The sequence below is a fragment of the Tundrisphaera macrotermitis genome (assembly GCF_051175315.1).
Taxonomy (GTDB): Bacteria; Planctomycetota; Planctomycetia; order Isosphaerales; family Isosphaeraceae; genus Tundrisphaera.
Map to the genome: position 1 here is coordinate 6341148 of NZ_CP195100.1, position 16900 is coordinate 6358047.

Sequence of the window (16900 nt, forward strand, 5' to 3'; positions counted from 1 at the left end):
CCAGGATGCCGTTGCCCAACGTGAACCCGCCGATGATCAGGCCGCGGACGAGGCTGTTGGAGACGTTCAGGAGCGTCACGGCAGTGCTGGTCATCGTCCCTCCCCCGTCCAGATCGATCAGCGGCGTGCCCGCATAGCCGGCCCCGCCCTGGGTCCAGGCGTTGAGGGTGACCTGCCTGGTCAGCTCGGGCAAACCGGCGGCCAGCGCCATCGTCTGGACCCCGGCCCCGGGGATGCTGAAAGCGATGCTGTCGGCGGCGTCCGCCGAGGCGTTGACGCCGACCATGGCGGCACGGAGGGAATTGGAGATCGGGCTGACGTCGCTGCCCATTATCGGCGATGGTCAGCACCGTGAAGGGGGCGGGGGCGTGCCGCCGCTCCAACGGCTCGACCAGGGCCACTCATGGGAAGCGACGAATACGGCGGTGGTACCCGCGGGAGGGCAGGAAGTTCATATCGCCATCCCCATTCCTGGATGAGTGATTCGCCGGCGCGCGTTCGCCCGCCCGAGACGACCGGGTCATCGGCACCGATCGGGCCATTCGCTGGGACTGCTCCCGATTCAGAAGCGCCCACCTTAACACAGGTGGACGGATGGGGGATCTGGGCCGACGAAAACTGGAAGGATGGCGAGATAAGTTTGGCGGCGTAACTGGTTCGCAGGGTTTCGAGTCGATCTCGTGAGAATTCTTATGCCTTCCAAACAGGGGGGCGGCGCCCTCGACAGTCGGCGATTCCACGAGTCATCATCCCTGTGTCCATCGAATTGACGCTCCCGTCAGCGTCTCGCTCCGGCTCATCACCGGGGTCAACGGTGCGGATTCTCGGCCTGCGGGGCCCGACACGGGACCGCCAGAAGGGCATTGCAGCATTCCCTTTCTCTTTCCGGGGCCTCAACTTGGGGAGTGCATATCGGGGAGGGATGCGGCTTGGACCCTGTTTCCCCGCAGTGGTTCATTCCCCGGCTCGGGCCTCCCGAGTGACGCCCCCTAGATCCAGGCCACGGCATGGATTGAACTCCAGAATCCTCCAACTTACCCTCAATCCTTAAATTTTCACAGAGAAACCCAAACTACCCATATTTAATGCTGGTACCAGAATAGGCGGATCTATTAGCCTGGCCTTGCTGAACTCAAGCGAATTTAAATCTGAATATTCGCTTGTTTCATTCGCCCAGTCCAGGTTGAATGCGGGCCGATGCCCGACGAACGAGGCGGGTCGGCCGCCTTTCCACGGCCACCTCGTCGACGCGAACGCCGGCGGGCGTAATGGCTTGCGTCTGCTCGTCCTCCACCACGATGGCCGGAATTCTCCCGGCACAAAGGCGCACTGCCATGCTGCGATACTCTCCGAAGGGACTGTCGGCATCCGTCGCGGAGCACCGGGCTGCCATCCTTCGCCGCAGGGCCAGGCCCCAGGCGGAACGGCTGGAGGCGAGGGACCTGATGGCCGTGGTGACACCGTTCACGCCGAGGTTCCAGGTCAACGACACGGGCAACATCGCCATCGTCGCCAACACCCTCATGACGCTCCCCAACTCCGTCCCGAATGCGGATCAGATCCGGGCGGGAATCGGCCGGGGGACGGAGCTGGACAACAACAATTACGACATGGTTTATGTCGATATCGACAACACCCTGACCACCTTCAATTCCAGCTCGGCCACGCTCGGGCTCCCTTCCGGGGCGAGTGTCCTGTTCGCGGGCCTGTACTGGGGGGCGAATTCCACCAGCCCGAATCGGGGGAACGTCCTCCTCCGGGCCCCCGGCGCGGACGGATACCAGCCGATCACCGGGTCGCTGATCGGCGTCGTCGTCGATCCGGGCGGCATCCCCATGCTGAGCAACTACAGCGAGTTCGCCGACGTCACCTCGATCGTCAGTGCGGCGGGCAATGGCGCATACACCGTGGCCAACGTGCAGGCGAATACGGGGATCAATCAATACGCCGGTTGGTCACTGGTGGTCGCCTATCGAGCGCCCAACGAGATCCCCCGCAACCTGACCATCTTCGACGGCGCCGCGCTGGTGCAGGCGAACTCCCCAACCCCGGTCACCATCTCCATCGATGGATTCGTGACGCCGCCGACGGGCGAGGTGGACGCGGACGTCGGGGTCATCGCCTATGAGGGGGACCTCGGCCTGACGGGCGACCGGATGAGCTTCGCGGGCGATTTGCTCAGCGACTCCCTGAACCCGGCCAATAATTTCTTCAATTCGAAGATCTCGACCCTCGGCGTCCTGGCCACCGCCAAGAATCCCAACTACGTCAATCAGATGGGCTTCGACGCCAAGATCGTCAACGCCGACGGATACCTGTCCAACGGCGCCACGGGGACCGACATCACCCTTTACACGACCAGCAGCGGCTATTACCCCTCCGTGGTCACCACGGCGATCGAGTTATATTCGCCGGTGGTCGACGTGGTGAAGTCGGTCACCCCCCTGGGCCCCGGGCCGGTAGTCCGGCCGGGCGATCAACTCCGATACACCGCAACGGCGACCAACAACTCGGGCACGTCGGGCGACAACGCGGTCAACGTCGTCCTGACGGACACCATCCCCGACGGCACGATTTACGTCCCGGGTTCGCTCTCCATCGACGGAGTGCCGAAGACCGACGCCGCCGGCGACGACGAGGCCGAGTATGATCCGATCCTCGACCGCGTCGTCTACCGCCTCGGTGCGGGGGCCACCACGACGGCCGGCGGGCGTCTCCCGATCGCCGCCTCGAGCACCATCTCCTTCCTGGTGCGTGTCGATCCCACCTCGTTCGATCGCACCGTGACCAACCAATCCAACATCGTCTTCTCCGCGGAGACCAGCGGCTTCATCCTGGCCGGGATCAGCAACCCGGTGGCCACGCCGGTCGTCATCCCGAAGGCCGACCTCGCCGTCACCAAGACGGTCAGCTCGGCGTCCCCGAACGTGGGCGACCAGATCACGTTCGGCGTCACGCTCTCGAACCTCGGGCCCGACGTCACCACCAACGTCTCGGTCTCCGACCTCCTCCCCGCGGGGCTCACGTTCATCTCCGCGACCCCCTCGCGCGGGACCTACAACCCGGCCACCGGCCTGTGGACGATCGGCACCGTCGGGACCGGCGAGGCCCTGACGCTGACCATCGTCGCCCGCGTGGATCGGCCGGATCCGGTGACCAACTTCGCGGCGGTCTCCTCCTCGGACCTGTTCGACCCCGTGCCGGAGAACAACTCCTTCGAGGTGGTCGTCGGGCCGCAGCAGGCCGACCTGGCCGTCCTCAAGACGGTCGACAACCGCAATCCCAACGTCGGCGGGACGGTCACCTTCACCGTCACCCTGTCGAACCTCGGGCCCAGCGCGGCCACCGGGGTCACCCTCACCGACCTCCTTCCCGCGGGGCTCACCCTCCAGGGCTCGACCCCCAGCCAGGGGAGCTACAACCCGGCCACCGGCCTCTGGACGGTCGGCTCGATCGGGAACGGGGCAGCCGCCACCCTCGTCCTCGTGGCGCTGGTCACCACCCCCGCGACGCTGACGAACACGGCGACCGTCACCACGTCCGACCAGTTCGACCCCAACCCGGGCAACAACACCGCGAGCGAGACCGAGACGCCCCAGCAGGCCGACCTGGTCGTCCTCAAGTCGGTCGACCTGGCGAGGCCCCGTCTTGGCGCCGTGGTGGTCTTCACCATCAACGTTTACAACGCCGGGCCCGATACCGCCACCGGCGTTACGGTCCTCGACGTCCTCCCCCCGACGCTCGAATTCGTCTCCGCCTCGACCACGCAGGGGGTCTACGATGAGGCCACCGGCCTGTGGACGATCGGCACCCTCACCGTGGCCGGCTCCCCCGTGACCCTCACGATCGTCGCGACGGCCATCGACGACACGCCCCAGACGAACACCGCCAGCATCAACACCTCCGACCAGTTCGACCCGGACCTGTCGAACAACACTTCGACCACGTCGACCGACCCCTTCACGGCCGACCTCGGGGTGATCAAGTCGGTCGACGTTCCCAGGCCGAACGTCGGGGACACGGTCACCTTCACCGTCACGCTGTTCAACAGCGGCCCCAACGCCGCCACCGGCGTGACCCTCGGCGACCTCCTCCCCTCGGGCCTCCAGTACGTCTCCTCGGTCCCCAGCCAGGGGACTTATGACCCGGGGACCGGCGTCTGGATCGTCGGGGCGGTCCCCCGCCTCGGGGCCCCCACGCTGCGGATCTCCGCGAGGGTGATCAGCGCGACGGCGCAGACGAACACGGCGACCGTGCTGACCTCCGACCAGCCCGACCCCACCCCCGGAGACCGCACGGACTCCGCGACGGTCATCCCGCTGGTGGCCGACCTCGCCGTGAGGAAGACCGCCAGCGACACCACGCCCACGCTCGGCCAGACGATCCGGTTCATCGTCTCCGTCCGGAACATCGGCCCCGACAACGCCACCAACGTCTCGCTCACGGACCTGCTCCCCGCCGGCTTCACCTTCGTCTCGGCGACCGCGAATCGCGGGTTCTACGACCCCGCGACCGGCATCTGGACGATCGGGACGGTCAATACCTCCGATGCCGCCGTCATCGAATTCGCCGCCGTCGTCACCGGCGCGGCCGGGATCAACACCGCGACGATCGCGACCTCCGACCAGTTCGACAGCAATCTCAGCAACAACACCGACAGCGTCGCCGTGACGACGCAGGCGGCCGACCTGGCGGTGACCAAGACCGCCACACCGATCACGCCGCTCGGCCCCGGCTCGGTCATCTTCACGGTGACGGTCACCAACAACGGCCCCGTCCAGGCCAGCGGCGTGATCGTCACGGACCTTCTCCCCCCCTCGCTGATCTACGTCCAGGACCGCGAGCAGCGAGGTAGGAGCTACGACCCCACGACCGGCATCTGGCTGATCGGCCTGCTCGGCCCCGGCGAGTCGGTCTCCCTCCAGATCGTCGCCCGCGCCGACGTCTCGACCAGGATCACCAACATCGCCACGGTGACCTCCGATCAGTTCGATCCCAACCCGCTCAACAACGTTGCCAACCTCGAAGTCCTGATCCCGGCGCCAACGTCGCCGCTCGTCATCGACAACGCGCGCTTCGGCTACCACGACCAGCCCACGGCGTTGGTCCTCGCGTTCAACGTGGCGCTCGCCCCGGACCCCGCCCAGTCGATCAGCAACTACACGCTGGTCCGGCTCAACGCCAGGGGCCGCGTGGTGGAGCGGATCGCGATCTCGTCGGCGTTCTACGACGAGGCCACGAGGACGGTCACGCTGCATCCGGCGCGTCGCCTCCGCCTTCGGGCCACGTACCAGGTGGCGGTCAATGGCACGACCCCCGAAGGCGTCACCGACACCTCGGGCGTGCTCCTGGGAGCGAACCGGATCGGCGAGGAAGGCTTCGACCAGATCCTGACCTTCGACCGCAAGAGCCTGAGGGGGAGGAACTACGCCACCAACGGACCCGTCCGCACGGCCCGCCAGGCCAGGGCCTCTCGGAGGCTCGCCTCCATGCACTTCTCACCCGGCCCGCTCGCGGGCGCGCGGGCCGAACAGGGGCGGCTCTCCGCCCGGGCCGTGGACGCGGTGCTCGCCCAGGGCTGGCGCAACTGAGGCCCGTCATCCCGCGATCGGATCGGAGGGCCGGAGGGACGCGGGACGATCCGCGACCGCCCCGGCCCGGACTCGCCCCGGTCAGTCCTCGCGCCCGTCCCTGATCGCGGCGATCACCTCGGCCAGGGCGTCGCGGATGCGCTCGGCGGTCTCGATGTCGAGGTTCGTCCTGAGGGTGAACTGGTCGCTCTGGATGGTCACATCCAGGCGATCGCCGTCCGCCTCGATGGTGGTGCTGGCCTCCAGCGGGTCGAGGTAGCGGATGATCCGCCGGATGGGGTCGGTGCTCATGGTGTCGACTCCTGCCGCCCCGCCGGGCCGGCCCGAGGGCGCGAGAAAGAGGGTCCGATCGGCGGTGCGGCCGTCGAGGTCAGCTCTCGATCCCGTCGCCTCGCGGGTACGAGCCGAGGATTTCGAGGCGGTCGCAGCGGCGACGCACCTGCTCCAGCGCCTTCTTGACCGGTTCATCCTCGAAGTGGCCGTCCACGTCGGCGAAGAACAGGTAGGACGGGCCGCGATCGTCGGGCTGGGACGGCGAGGGGAACGACTCGATCCAGGACATGTTGACCCCATGTTCCTTGAACGGGTAGATCGCCTCGGCCAGCGAACCGACCTGGTTGGAGAGCCGCAGGATCAGGGTCGTCTTGTCGTTGCCCGACTTCTGCTCGCCCCGCTCGGCGATCACGGCGAACCGGGTGGTGTTGTTGGACTGGTCCTCGATGTTCTCGACCAGGACTTCGAGGCCGTGCGCCTGGGCGGCGGGCCGGCTGGCGATCGCGGCCGAGAACGGCTCGTCGCGGGCGATCCGGGCGGCATCGGCCGACGAGACCGCGTCGATCATCTGGGCGTCCGGCAGGTTCTTCCCCAGCCAGTTGCGGCACTGGGAGATCGCCTGGGCCTTGGAATAGACCTTGCGCACCTGGCTCCATTCCCCCGTGCCCACCAGGCAGTGGCGGACCCGGAGCCGGACCTCGGCGCGGATCTTCAGGCCGGGCAGCCGGACGAACATGTCCAGGGTGTCGGCGATCCGGCCGTCGGTCGAATTCTCCAGCGGGACGATGCCGAACTGGACGTGGCGGCGGTTCACCTCCTCGAACACGGCGGCGATCGAGCCGACCGGGACGTGCTCGACCGCCTCGCCGAACTTGGCCACCGCGGCCAGGTGGCTGTAGCTGAACTTCGGCCCCAGGAAGGCGACGCGGATCTTGCCCTGGAGCGCCCGCGAGCTGCTCATCAGCTCGCGGAAGATCAGGCGTAGGGTCGCGTGCGGCAGCGGCCCCCGGCTGGCCTCGACGGCCCGGGTCAGCACGGCCGCCTCGCGCGCCGACGAGAGGATGTCCATCCCCTCGCTCTGCTTCAGCTGGCCGATCCGGACGGCCACCTCGGAGCGGCGGTTGAGCAGCTCGACCAGGTCGCGGTCGATGGCGTCGATCTCTTCCCTCAGGCTGGCGAGCGTGGTCGAGGCCACCGCGACTTCCGGCGTGGAGTCGGGCATGAGCGTTGTCCTTCCGAAACCGATCCGAATCGGGACGGGTTCCCGGCGAGTGTCAGGGTCTCATCGATCCTGGGAAGGGTAGCATGACGCGGCGTACGGGGCCAGCGATGTCGCCCCGGCGCATCCGATCCACGGCGTCGACCCGGACCTCCCCGGGAAAACCCGCACACATGATGACCCTTGAAAGGATCATCGGGTTCTGCCATCATGCTCCGCCCCGACGCGGGGGCGGCGGGGCGCCATCTCGCGGACCATCCCCATCATCATTCTAGGGTCGAGCATGGAAACGCAACTTTGGTCGCAGAAGATCGGCGAGAAATCCGCCTACTTCCTGACCCTCCGGGGCACCCAGATCTATCAGTTGAAGGTGACCGGCAGTAAGTTCTCGATCAGGAAGAACGTCAACAAGTTCCTCGAAGCCCTGGCCGCCGGCCAGCCCCCGGCGGAGGCCGGCGGCAAGGTGGTCAGCGAGATGGACGCCCAGAATATCGTCCAGGCCGAGCTGTCGCCGGGCAACGGCACCCTGTCCCTGGGGGCCGAAGGGCCCGGGAGCAAGGACCTGAACTTCTCGCCCGAGGACGACCGGGCCGACCTGATCTGGGAGGTGATCCGATCCAGGACGGGGCGTGATTTCCAGCCCACGCCGACCGAGATCGGGGCGGGCGAGGCGGTTCTCCCGCCGATCATCCTGGGCGCGGTCGCCGGGGTGTTCTGGGGCATCCTCCACAACTCCGCCTCCCGGATCGCCGCCGGCGAGGAGATCGAGGCCGCCGGCCGGCGTCGCGGCCTGCAGCGGATCTTCATCGGCATCGCCGAAACGATCGGGACCACCGGCTCGATCGCCATCGGGGTCGCGCTGCTGGTGCTCGTGCTCGGCTGGGCCATCCGCAGGCTCGTGGTGCGGCCGGTCAAGACGGTCTGGAAGCCCGCCTCGGCCTGAGGCCGATCCCCCCTCCCCCGGCTCCGTGCCCGCCCCCCGTTCTGGCCGGATCCCGAGGTCCGCGAGAGATCCCGATACCCTGACGGTTTTCTCGGCAACACCAATAGGTTAGACTCGGATGACCTTGAGGTCGGGGGGCGGCCGGGTCAACCCGATTCGCCCGCGCCTCCGCCAGGATCGATCGGCCAAACCGGCATTTTTATGCCTGCCATATCGGCACCCTGAAATCGCCTCGTTCGGGCCTCCTGTCCGCGATTCTTCAGCCGTTAACCTCGACAGGATCGATGGTTGCATAGCGGCGGCGGCGATCGCGTGCGGGTCGGCATAGCCGTTGCGTTCCATCGTTTCCGATTCGAGAAAGGGCCGAACGACGCGGTCGCGCCAGCGAAGGGTCCTGAGAGCGGGCCCCACATGCACCGCCCGCGATTCGTCCCATCGTAGAGATCCTTCGAAAGGAGACCGGACGTGGCTGAAGGGGAGAAAATCATCGGGATCGACCTGGGGACGACCAACAGCGTCGTCGCGGTGATGGAGGGCGGCGACGTTACGGTCATTGCCAACCAGGAAGGAAGCCGCACCACCCCGTCGATCGTCGCGTTCAACAGCAAGGGCGAGACCCTGGTCGGCGACCCGGCCAAGCGTCAGGCCGTGACCAACCCCAGCGGGACGGTCTACTCGATCAAGCGGTTCATGGGCCGCCGCCACGATGAGGTCCGGTCCGAAGAGAAGATGGTCCCCTACGAGGTGGTCGGCGGCGGGGGCGACTACGTCAAGGTCAAGGCTTCGGGCAAGGAATACACCCCCCCCGAGATCTCGGCGCTGATCCTCCGCAAGCTCAAGGAGGCCGCCGAGAGCCACCTCGGTCACAAGGTCCGCAAGGCGGTCATCACCGTCCCGGCCTACTTCAACGACAGCCAGCGCCAGGCGACCAAGGACGCCGGCCAGATCGCCGGGCTGGAAGTGGCGCGGATCATCAACGAGCCGACCGCCGGCGCGCTGGCCTACGGGCTCGACAAGAAGAAGAACGAGAAGATCGCCGTCTTCGACCTCGGCGGCGGCACGTTCGACATCTCGATCCTGGACGTGGCCGACGGCGTGTTCGAGGTCCTCTCCACCAACGGCGACACCCACCTGGGCGGCGACGACTGGGACGAGGCCCTGATCCACCACATCGCCGCCGAGTTCAAGAAGGAACAGGGCGTCGACCTGCTCAAGGACCAGATGGCCCTCCAGCGGCTCAAGGATGCCGCCGAGAAGGCCAAGAAGGACCTGTCGTTCCAGGCCCAGGCCGACATCAACCTGCCGTTCATCACGGCCGACGCCACCGGCGCCAAGCACCTGGCCCAGGTCATCACCCGGGCCCAGTTCGAGAAGCTGACCGACAACCTGTTCGAGCGCTGCCGCGGCCCGGTCCTCAAGGCCCTGGAAGACGCCAAGCTCAAGCCGTCCGACATCGACGAGGTCGTCATGGTCGGCGGTTCGACCCGCATGCCCCGGGTCCAGGAGATCGTCAAGTCGATCTTCGGCAAGGAGCCGCACCGCGGCGTGAACCCCGACGAGGTCGTGGCCATCGGCGCGGCGATCCAGGGGGCCGTCCTCACCGGCGACGTCAAGGACCTGCTCCTGCTCGACGTCACGCCGCTGTCGCTGGGCCTGGAGACCAAGGGGGGCGTGTTCACCAAGCTCGTCGAGCGCAACACGACGATCCCCACCGAGAAGAAGGAAACCTTCACCACCGCCGAGGACAACCAGTCGGCCGTCACCATCGTCGTCTATCAGGGCGAACGGCCGATGGCCGCCGACAACCGGTTCCTCGACAAGTTCGACCTGCAGGGCATCCCGCCCGCCCGGATGGGGACCCCGCAGATCGAGGTGACCTTCAACATCGACGCCAACGGCATCCTCAACGTCTCGGCCAAGGACAAGGGGACCGGCAAGGAGCAGACGATCCAGATCAAGGGCGGCTCCGGCCTGTCCAAGGAAGAGATCGAGCGGATGCAGCGCGACGCCGAGGCGCACGCCGCCGAGGACAAGAAGAAGCGCGACCTGGCCGAGGCCCGCAACGCCGCCGAGCAGCGCGTCTACCAGCTCGAAAAGACCATGGAAGAGCACAAGGACAAGCTGTCCGAGGGCGATAAGTCGGCCGTCAAGGCGGCGATCGACGCCGTCAACGAGGCCAAGAAGGGGGACGACGTCGCCGCCATCAACACCGCCGTGGAGAACCTGGGCCGCGCCAGCCAGGCGATGGCCGAGCACATCTACGCCGCGACGTCCGCCGCCGAAGGCGCCGGGGCCCAGCCCGCCGGGGCCGGCGCCGGTGCCAAGCCCGACGACGTCATCGACGTCGAGTTCGACGACAAGAAGTGATCCGTCAGTGCGATGACCGCCGGGGGCGGGGCCAGGAATCGGCCCCGCCCCCTCTCCTATCCACCTTCGCGAGCCTCGGGGCGGCGCCTCCCGATTCCGGACGCCTGCCGACGAGCCCAGTCCCCCCTCCAAGGATCTTGAACGATGTCGCTTGAGAACGCGAGGGCGGTCTACCCGATCTTGGTACGCTTGGCCCGCGACCTGTCCCAGGCCTCCAAGGACCGCCGGCCCGTCGTGTGGATCTCCTATGACGACCTCTGCGTTCGCTGCAAGGAAGTCGGGATCAAGGAAACGCCCCGGACCATCGCCACCAAGCTGCTCAAGCCGCTCCAGGCCCTCTGCCTGGAGAAGGCGATGCCCGACCTGAGCGCCCTGATCATCCAGAAGCCCAAGCCCCGCGGCGATTTCGGCAACCTGCTCCGCCCCGTCGATGGATGGTGGGAGCCGTACGTCGCCCAGGATATCGCCACCGTCGGCGACGTGGCCTTCTGGTTCAAGGAGTTCCAGAACGCCCGAGATTACGCCGACTGGCCCGAGGAACCGTTCTTCTGATCGGCCCGGCGGCTCCACCAGGCCCCATCGGCGATGACACCGTACAACGAACTGGTCCGGCGGGCGTGGCCGATCCTGATCGAAGCGGCCCGGATGCGCCGGACGTTGCCCTATTCCGAGCTGGCCGGGCGGGCCGGGCCGCCGCTCACCGCCCGGGCCGTCCATCGCCAGCTGCTCACCCCCTTATCCGCCCGATGCCGCCGCTCCGGCCTGCCCGACCTCGCCGCCCTGGTGGTCCGCAAGGGTCTCGGCACGCCAGGTGCAGGATGGTTTGATCCGACCCAGCCCGGCGATCCCATCGAAGCCTGGGCCGATGCCGTCGCCGCATGCTACGCCCACCCCTGGACCAGCACCCCCGATCCGGCGCTGATCGACGACGAGGCGGACCTGCAACCGAAGCCGCGGCGAGGTGGCCAATGAACTTTTGGGCACCAACCTGCGTAATCACTCCGTGAGATTTCCCGTCGGGGCAAGCGAGTGCTCAGCCCCGTTCGACGATCCTGGAGGTCATCGGTTCCCATGGCATTTCGGCCCGATCGTCTGACCCTGAAGAGTCAAGAAGCTTTGCAGCGGGCCCAGGGTCTGGCCCGCGATCGCAGCCACCACCGCCTCGAGCCGATGCACCTGCTGGCGGCCCTGCTCGACGCGGACCAGAGCGTGTTCCGCTCCGTGCTGGCCCAGCTGGGCGTCGAGCCGAACCGGCTCCTCAAGGCGGCCGAGGAGGGGCTCAATGCCCTGTCGACCGTCACCGGGGGCGGCGACCTGTCGCTGGGCTCGGATACGCAGAAGGTCCTCGACCAGGCGCAGGCCGAGGCCGACCGGATGAAGGACCAGTATGTCTCGGTCGAGCATCTGTTGCTGGGGCTCCTGAAGGTCCCGAGCAAGGCGCAAGGGTTGATCCAGGCGCTCGGGGTCAACGAGGCGGACGTCCTCAAGGCACTCAAGAACATCCGTGGGAGTCAGACCGTGGATGACCCCAACGCCGAATCGAAGTACCAGGCCCTGGAGAAGTACGGCCGGGACCTGGTCGAGCTGGCCCGCGCGAGCAAGATGGACCCGGTGATCGGCCGCGACTCCGAGATCCGCCGCGTGGTCCAGGTCCTGTCCCGCCGGACCAAGAACAACCCGGTCCTGATCGGCGAGCCGGGCGTCGGCAAGACGGCCATCGTCGAGGGGCTGGCGCAGCGGATCGTCTCGGGCGACGTGCCGGAAACCCTCCGCGACCGCAAGCTGATCGCACTGGACATGGGGGCCCTGGTCGCCGGGACCAAGTTCCGCGGCGAGTTCGAGGAACGGCTCAAGGCCGTCCTCCAGGAAGTCACCAAGTCCGAGGGGCGGATCGTCCTGTTCATCGACGAGCTGCACCTGATCATCGGCGCGGGCAAGGCCGACGGCGCCATGGACGCCGCCAACCTGCTCAAGCCGGCCCTGGCCCGCGGTGAGCTGCGGTGCATCGGGGCGACCACGCTCGACGAGTACCGCGAGAACATCGAGAAGGACCCCGCCCTCGAACGGCGGTTCCAGCCGGTCCACGTCGGCGAGCCCTCGGTGGAAGACACCGTGGCGATCCTCCGCGGCCTGAAGGAGCGGTACGAGGTCCACCACAAGGTCAAGATCCGCGACTCGGCCCTGGTCGCCGCGGCCAAGCTGGCGTCGCGCTACATCACCGACCGCTTCCTGCCCGACAAGGCGATCGACCTGGTCGATGAGGCGTCCAGCCGGCTGGCGATGGAGCTGCAATCCGTCCCCACCGAGATCGACGTCCTCCAGCGCCGGCTGCTCCAGCTCCAGCTCGCCCAGCGGATGCTCCGCGGCGAGGACGAGGAGCACGCCATCGATCGGCTCGCCGAGGTCGAGACCGAGATCGACGGCATCGAGAAGGATTTGCAGGACCTCCGCGCCCAGTGGGAGGTGGAGAAGCTCGGCCAGCGCAACGTCTCGACGCTCCGCGAGGAGTTGGAGGCGGCCAAGGCGGCGTTCGCCCACCAGATGGCCAGCATCCAGCAGAAGCAGGTGCGCGGCGAGCCGCCCCGCGAGGACGAATACCAGGCCCTCGCCAAGCACGACGCCGAACGCCGCCGCCTCGAAGCGCAGATCGCGCAGGTCGAGGCCCTGGGGGACACCACCACCAAGGATGGCTCGCGGCTGCTCAAGAAGGAAGTCGACCCCGAGGAGATCGCCGAGGTCGTCAGCCAGTGGACCGGCATCCCGGTCTCGCGGATGCTGACCACCGAGCGCGACAAGCTCCTGAAGCTGGAGGACCAGATCCACCTCCGCGTGATCGAGCAGGACGACGCCGTGAAGGCGGTCGCCGATGCCGTCCGCCGCAGCCGCGCGGGGCTCCAGGACCCGAACCGGCCGATCGGCTCGTTCCTCTTCCTGGGCCCGACCGGCGTGGGCAAGACCGAACTGGCCAAGGCCCTGGCCGAGTTCCTGTTCGACAGCGAAGCGGCCATGATCCGGCTGGACATGAGCGAGTTCGGCGAGCGCCACAACGTCGCCCGCCTGATCGGGGCGCCCCCCGGCTACGTCGGCTACGAGGAAGGGGGCCGGCTCACCGAGGCGGTCCGCCGCCGGCCGTACTCGGTCGTCCTCCTGGATGAGATCGAGAAGGCCCACCGCGACGTGTTCAACGTCCTGCTCCAGGTCCTCGACGACGGCCGCCTGACCGACGGCCAGGGCCGCACCGTGGACTTCCGCAACACGGTCATCATCATGACCTCCAACCTGGGCAGCCACCAGATCGCGGCCATGGCCGAGTCGGGCGACCCCGAGCGGATGCGCAGCAAGGTCATGGACGTGCTCAAGGCCGAGTTCCTGCCCGAGTTCCTCAACCGGATCGACGAGACGATCATCTTCCACCCGCTGGGGATGAAGCAGCTGACCAAGATCGTCGGCATCCAGCTCCGCCGCCTCGAAGGGCAGCTGAGCGAGGCCGGGCTGACGATCCGGGTCTCCGACGCCGCCAAGCAGCAGCTCGCCGAGGAGGGGTTCGACCCCGCCTATGGCGCCCGGCCCCTCAAGCGGATCATCCAGCAGAGGCTGGCCAACCCCCTGGCGACGGCCCTGCTGCAGGGCAAGATCGCCACGGGCCAGGAAGTCGCCATCGACTGGGACGGCTCGGAGTTCACCTTCAACGCCCCGGCCACGGCCGCCACCTGATCGCCCGCCGCAGCGGCCTCGCCCGCGTCGCGACACACCCCGGGGATCGGCACCGAGTCGCCATCTCGGTGCCGATCCCCGTTTTCCTGGCGCGACGATTCGACCCCGAGAGATGCCCGAATGCCCCCCCCTCCCCCCCTGATCCGGGCACACAAGAGCGGTTGGCCCCGCTGGGCCGTGCATCGCCTGATCGTCGGCCGGACCCGGAAGGGTTTGCGGCAGGTCCGCGTCCAGGGGCTCGATCGGGTCCGCGCCGCGATCGGAGATGGGCCGGGCGGCACGCTCTTCCTGGCCAACCATTCGAGCTGGTGGGACCTGTTCCTGGTCCACGTCCTGAACGAGTCCATCCCGGTCGACGGCTACGGGATGATGGAGCACTTCAACCTGGCCCGGTTCGGCTTCTTCCGCCGGATCGGGGCGTTCTCCGTGGACCGGACCAGCCCGGCGTCGGTCCGGGCGTCGCTCCAGTACGCGTCGGACCTGCTCCACGGCCCCCGCGCCGGGGTCTGGGTCTTCCCGCAGGGGAAGATCGAATCCAACGACGTCCGCCCCCTGGCCTTCCAGCCCGGCATCCGGGCCCTGCTCCGCCGGGCCGGGCGGACCCGCGTCGTCCCTGTCGCCTTCCGGCTCGAATTCTGGCAGGACGAACGCCCCGAGGCCCTGGTCCGCTTCGGCGAGCCGACCTGGGTCGACCGGCCCGACCTCCCCGACCTCCTGCCGACCTGGGAGCGGCGCCTGACCGACGAGCTGGACGCCCTCAGGGCCGACGGACTGACCCAGGACCCGGCCCGGTTCACCAGCCTCTTCGAGGGCAAGCGATCGATCAGCGAACGCTACGCCACGTTCCGCGACCGGTTCCGCGGCCCCACCCCCGGCGCCCCGACTTGACCTCCGGCCGGGTGGCAGGGGTCTTGCGTCGCGGCCGCAACCCCGGCTCGGGGGTCGCACATACCATCGGCGTCGTGATCCCGGGCGTCGTCGTTCCCGGGGTTGCGGTTGCGCCGCAAGACCCCTACCACCCAGGTCGGTCCCCGCATCGAAGAACGGCTTCGCCTGGCCACCCTGACGCCCTGGCTTGACCGCCGATTCCGGTTCGGGCTACGATCCGCGCGGGCGGGGCAAATTGTGTGCTAACACGCGGCCCATCCCACGATAGTAGAAGGCGGAGCCTCGCGCTTCGCGGGGTCCGTGGCCGAGATGGGCTCGATCGTGGTCGACGACGCGGGATCACCTCAGACCGAACCGGGTCCGTCCGCCCCCGCGCGGTCGGGGCGGATCGTCCTCGCGCTCCTGCTGGTCGCCACGTTCGCGATCCGGGCCCTCTACCCCGGGCAACCGATCGTCGAGAACTACGTCGGCCGCCAGATCCCCACGGCGATGGTCGCCCGCAACCTGGTGCGCGGGTCGGGCTTCTTCCGGCCCGAACTCGACACCGGGCCGTTCCCGAACCTGTTCCTGGTCGAGCCGCCGATCTACGCCCAGATCGTCGCGACCACCCACCTCCTGACCGGCATCCCCCTGGAACCGACCGGCCGGCTGATCTCGGCGGCGGCCACCGCCCTGGCCGCCTGGGGCCTGTTCGGCCTCGCCCGGCGGCGGGAAGGGACGAGGGTCGCCCTCCTGGCGGTCGCTTCGTTCGCGATCTTCCCGGTCATGATCCGCTATGGCCGCGCCTTCCAGCCCGACGCCCTGATGTTGGGGGCGATGCTGGGCGGGCTTCGCTGCTGGGACGACTGGAACTCGTTCGGGGAACGGGCGTTCGGTCCGATGGGTCTGTTTTTCCTCGCGCTGGCGTTGGGGCTCAAATTCATCGTGGCTTGGGCCCTGTTGCCCTTCGTGGTGATCGTCGGCCGATGGCCGATGGCGTCGCGGGTCGCCGCTGCCGGCCTGATGCTGATGCCGGCATTCGCCTGGTATCTCCTCCAGTGGGGCGAGGTCCAGCGTCCCGGGGCGGGGTCGCTGGCCTCGTCCGACAACGCGGCGATCTGGATCCGTTCGGTCGGGCCGGCGGCGTGGCTCCGCCTGGCCACCTGGACGAGCGTGGGCCGGGCGTTGGTATGGAGTTCATTCGGCCCGGCCGGCTTCGGGCTGGCGTGCTGGGGCTGGATCGCGGGCGGCAAGGTCGACCCGTTGTGGAAGGCGTGGGGGATCGGCTGCGGGGTGGCCTTGCTGGTTTTGGCCGCGAAGTGGCACCATGGTTATTATTGGATGGTCGTGGCGCCGGTCGCGGCGGTCGGCGTGGGGCGGGGCCTGGTGGCCCTCGGCCGGTTTGGCTTCGTTTTTCCCGCCCTTATGGGCACGGCGTTCCTGGGGAACTGCGTCGCCCAATCCGTCGGGACCTGGCGGACGCCGCCCGAGTGGGCCTCATTGCCCGAAGTCGTCCGGGCCCTGACCGATCACGCGACCGTCGATGAGATGCCGATCGCAGCCGAGGCCGTCCTGTACTTCGCCGACCGTCGAGGGTTCCGCCTGGAGTTCGAGCCCGAAGCGTCCCGGCGGGCGGCCGGAGAGTGGGGCGGGATGCTCGTCGACCCCGCCAATCCCCTCGCATTGACGTCCTTTTATCAGAGCCAGGATTGGGACAAGGTGCCCGAAGTCGGCCAATCGATCCCGGACTTCGTCCATGGATTCTACCGACCCAGGTGGGTCGCCGATGTCGGGCCGGCCGGGACTGACGGGCGGCGTCGGGCCTGGCGGGCGGCGATCCGCGAGAAGCCCGGAACCCGCCTGATCCTGGATCGACCCGACGCCTTCGTCGCCGAGATACGCTGATCGCCCGAGGATATGCCGAAG

11 protein-coding genes are annotated in these 16900 nt (G+C 68.1%); 9 read left to right on the top strand and 2 right to left on the bottom strand.

Annotation, left to right across the window (positions count from 1 at the left end; genetic code table 11):
• Positions 1 to 167 precede the first annotated feature (167 nt).
• Positions 168 to 479 (top strand): hypothetical protein, encoded by a 312-nt coding sequence (locus tag TA3x_RS25575; protein ID WP_435017500.1) that lies wholly within the window; start codon positions 168 to 170, stop codon positions 477 to 479.
• Positions 480 to 1445: 966 nt separating this feature from the next.
• Positions 1446 to 5591, top strand: a complete 4146-nt coding sequence (locus tag TA3x_RS25580; RefSeq protein WP_435017501.1) for a hypothetical protein — start codon at positions 1446 to 1448, stop codon at positions 5589 to 5591.
• 81 nt (positions 5592 to 5672) lie between these two features.
• Here the strand turns inward: TA3x_RS25580 and TA3x_RS25585 are convergent, their stop codons facing one another.
• Positions 5673 to 5882, bottom strand: a complete 210-nt coding sequence (locus TA3x_RS25585; protein ID WP_435017502.1) for a hypothetical protein — start codon at positions 5880 to 5882, stop codon at positions 5673 to 5675.
• Positions 5883 to 5961: 79 nt separating this feature from the next.
• Complete coding sequence (pheA, locus tag TA3x_RS25590; protein WP_435017503.1) at positions 5962 to 7086, bottom strand: prephenate dehydratase; 1125 nt, start codon at positions 7084 to 7086, stop codon at positions 5962 to 5964.
• Between the two features lie 280 nt (positions 7087 to 7366).
• Here pheA and TA3x_RS25595 point away from each other — a divergent pair, with 280 nt between their 5' ends.
• The 7 genes from TA3x_RS25595 (at position 7367) to TA3x_RS25625 (ending at position 16879) form a co-directional block, all read left to right on the top strand.
• Positions 7367 to 8026, top strand: a complete 660-nt coding sequence (locus TA3x_RS25595; protein WP_435017504.1) for a hypothetical protein — start codon at positions 7367 to 7369, stop codon at positions 8024 to 8026.
• Between the two features lie 465 nt (positions 8027 to 8491).
• On the top strand, positions 8492 to 10393 hold the full coding sequence (gene dnaK / locus TA3x_RS25600; protein ID WP_435017505.1) for a molecular chaperone DnaK: 1902 nt from the start codon (positions 8492 to 8494) through the stop codon (positions 10391 to 10393).
• 144 nt (positions 10394 to 10537) lie between these two features.
• Positions 10538 to 10945, top strand: a complete 408-nt coding sequence (locus TA3x_RS25605) for a hypothetical protein (protein WP_435017506.1) — start codon at positions 10538 to 10540, stop codon at positions 10943 to 10945.
• Positions 10946 to 10978: 33 nt separating this feature from the next.
• Complete coding sequence (locus TA3x_RS25610) at positions 10979 to 11365, top strand: hypothetical protein (RefSeq protein ID WP_435017507.1); 387 nt, start codon at positions 10979 to 10981, stop codon at positions 11363 to 11365.
• Between the two features lie 99 nt (positions 11366 to 11464).
• Positions 11465 to 14107 (top strand): ATP-dependent chaperone ClpB, encoded by a 2643-nt coding sequence (clpB, locus tag TA3x_RS25615; protein ID WP_435017508.1) that lies wholly within the window; start codon positions 11465 to 11467, stop codon positions 14105 to 14107.
• 120 nt (positions 14108 to 14227) lie between these two features.
• Positions 14228 to 14995 carry a lysophospholipid acyltransferase family protein gene (locus TA3x_RS25620; RefSeq protein ID WP_435017509.1) on the top strand — a complete coding sequence of 256 codons (768 nt, stop codon included), beginning with the start codon at positions 14228 to 14230 and terminating at the stop codon, positions 14993 to 14995.
• 309 nt (positions 14996 to 15304) lie between these two features.
• Positions 15305 to 16879 carry an ArnT family glycosyltransferase gene (locus TA3x_RS25625; RefSeq protein WP_435017511.1) on the top strand — a complete coding sequence of 525 codons (1575 nt, stop codon included), beginning with the start codon at positions 15305 to 15307 and terminating at the stop codon, positions 16877 to 16879.
• Positions 16880 to 16900: the final 21 nt, after the last annotated feature.

Excerpts from the sequence above, each read along its gene's own strand:
- TA3x_RS25580 (WP_435017501.1), top strand. The coding sequence starts at position 1,446 with ATGGCCGTGGTGACACCGTTCACGCCGAGGTTCCAGGTCAACGACACG.
- TA3x_RS25585 (WP_435017502.1), bottom strand. The coding sequence starts at position 5,882 with ATGAGCACCGACCCCATCCGGCGGATCATCCGCTACCTCGACCCGCTG.
- pheA (WP_435017503.1), bottom strand. The coding sequence starts at position 7,086 with ATGCCCGACTCCACGCCGGAAGTCGCGGTGGCCTCGACCACGCTCGCC.
- TA3x_RS25595 (WP_435017504.1), top strand. The coding sequence starts at position 7,367 with ATGGAAACGCAACTTTGGTCGCAGAAGATCGGCGAGAAATCCGCCTAC.
- TA3x_RS25605 (WP_435017506.1), top strand. The coding sequence starts at position 10,538 with ATGTCGCTTGAGAACGCGAGGGCGGTCTACCCGATCTTGGTACGCTTG.
- TA3x_RS25610 (WP_435017507.1), top strand. The coding sequence starts at position 10,979 with ATGACACCGTACAACGAACTGGTCCGGCGGGCGTGGCCGATCCTGATC.
- clpB (WP_435017508.1), top strand. The coding sequence starts at position 11,465 with ATGGCATTTCGGCCCGATCGTCTGACCCTGAAGAGTCAAGAAGCTTTG.
- TA3x_RS25620 (WP_435017509.1), top strand. The coding sequence starts at position 14,228 with ATGCCCCCCCCTCCCCCCCTGATCCGGGCACACAAGAGCGGTTGGCCC.
- TA3x_RS25625 (WP_435017511.1), top strand. The coding sequence starts at position 15,305 with ATGGGCTCGATCGTGGTCGACGACGCGGGATCACCTCAGACCGAACCG.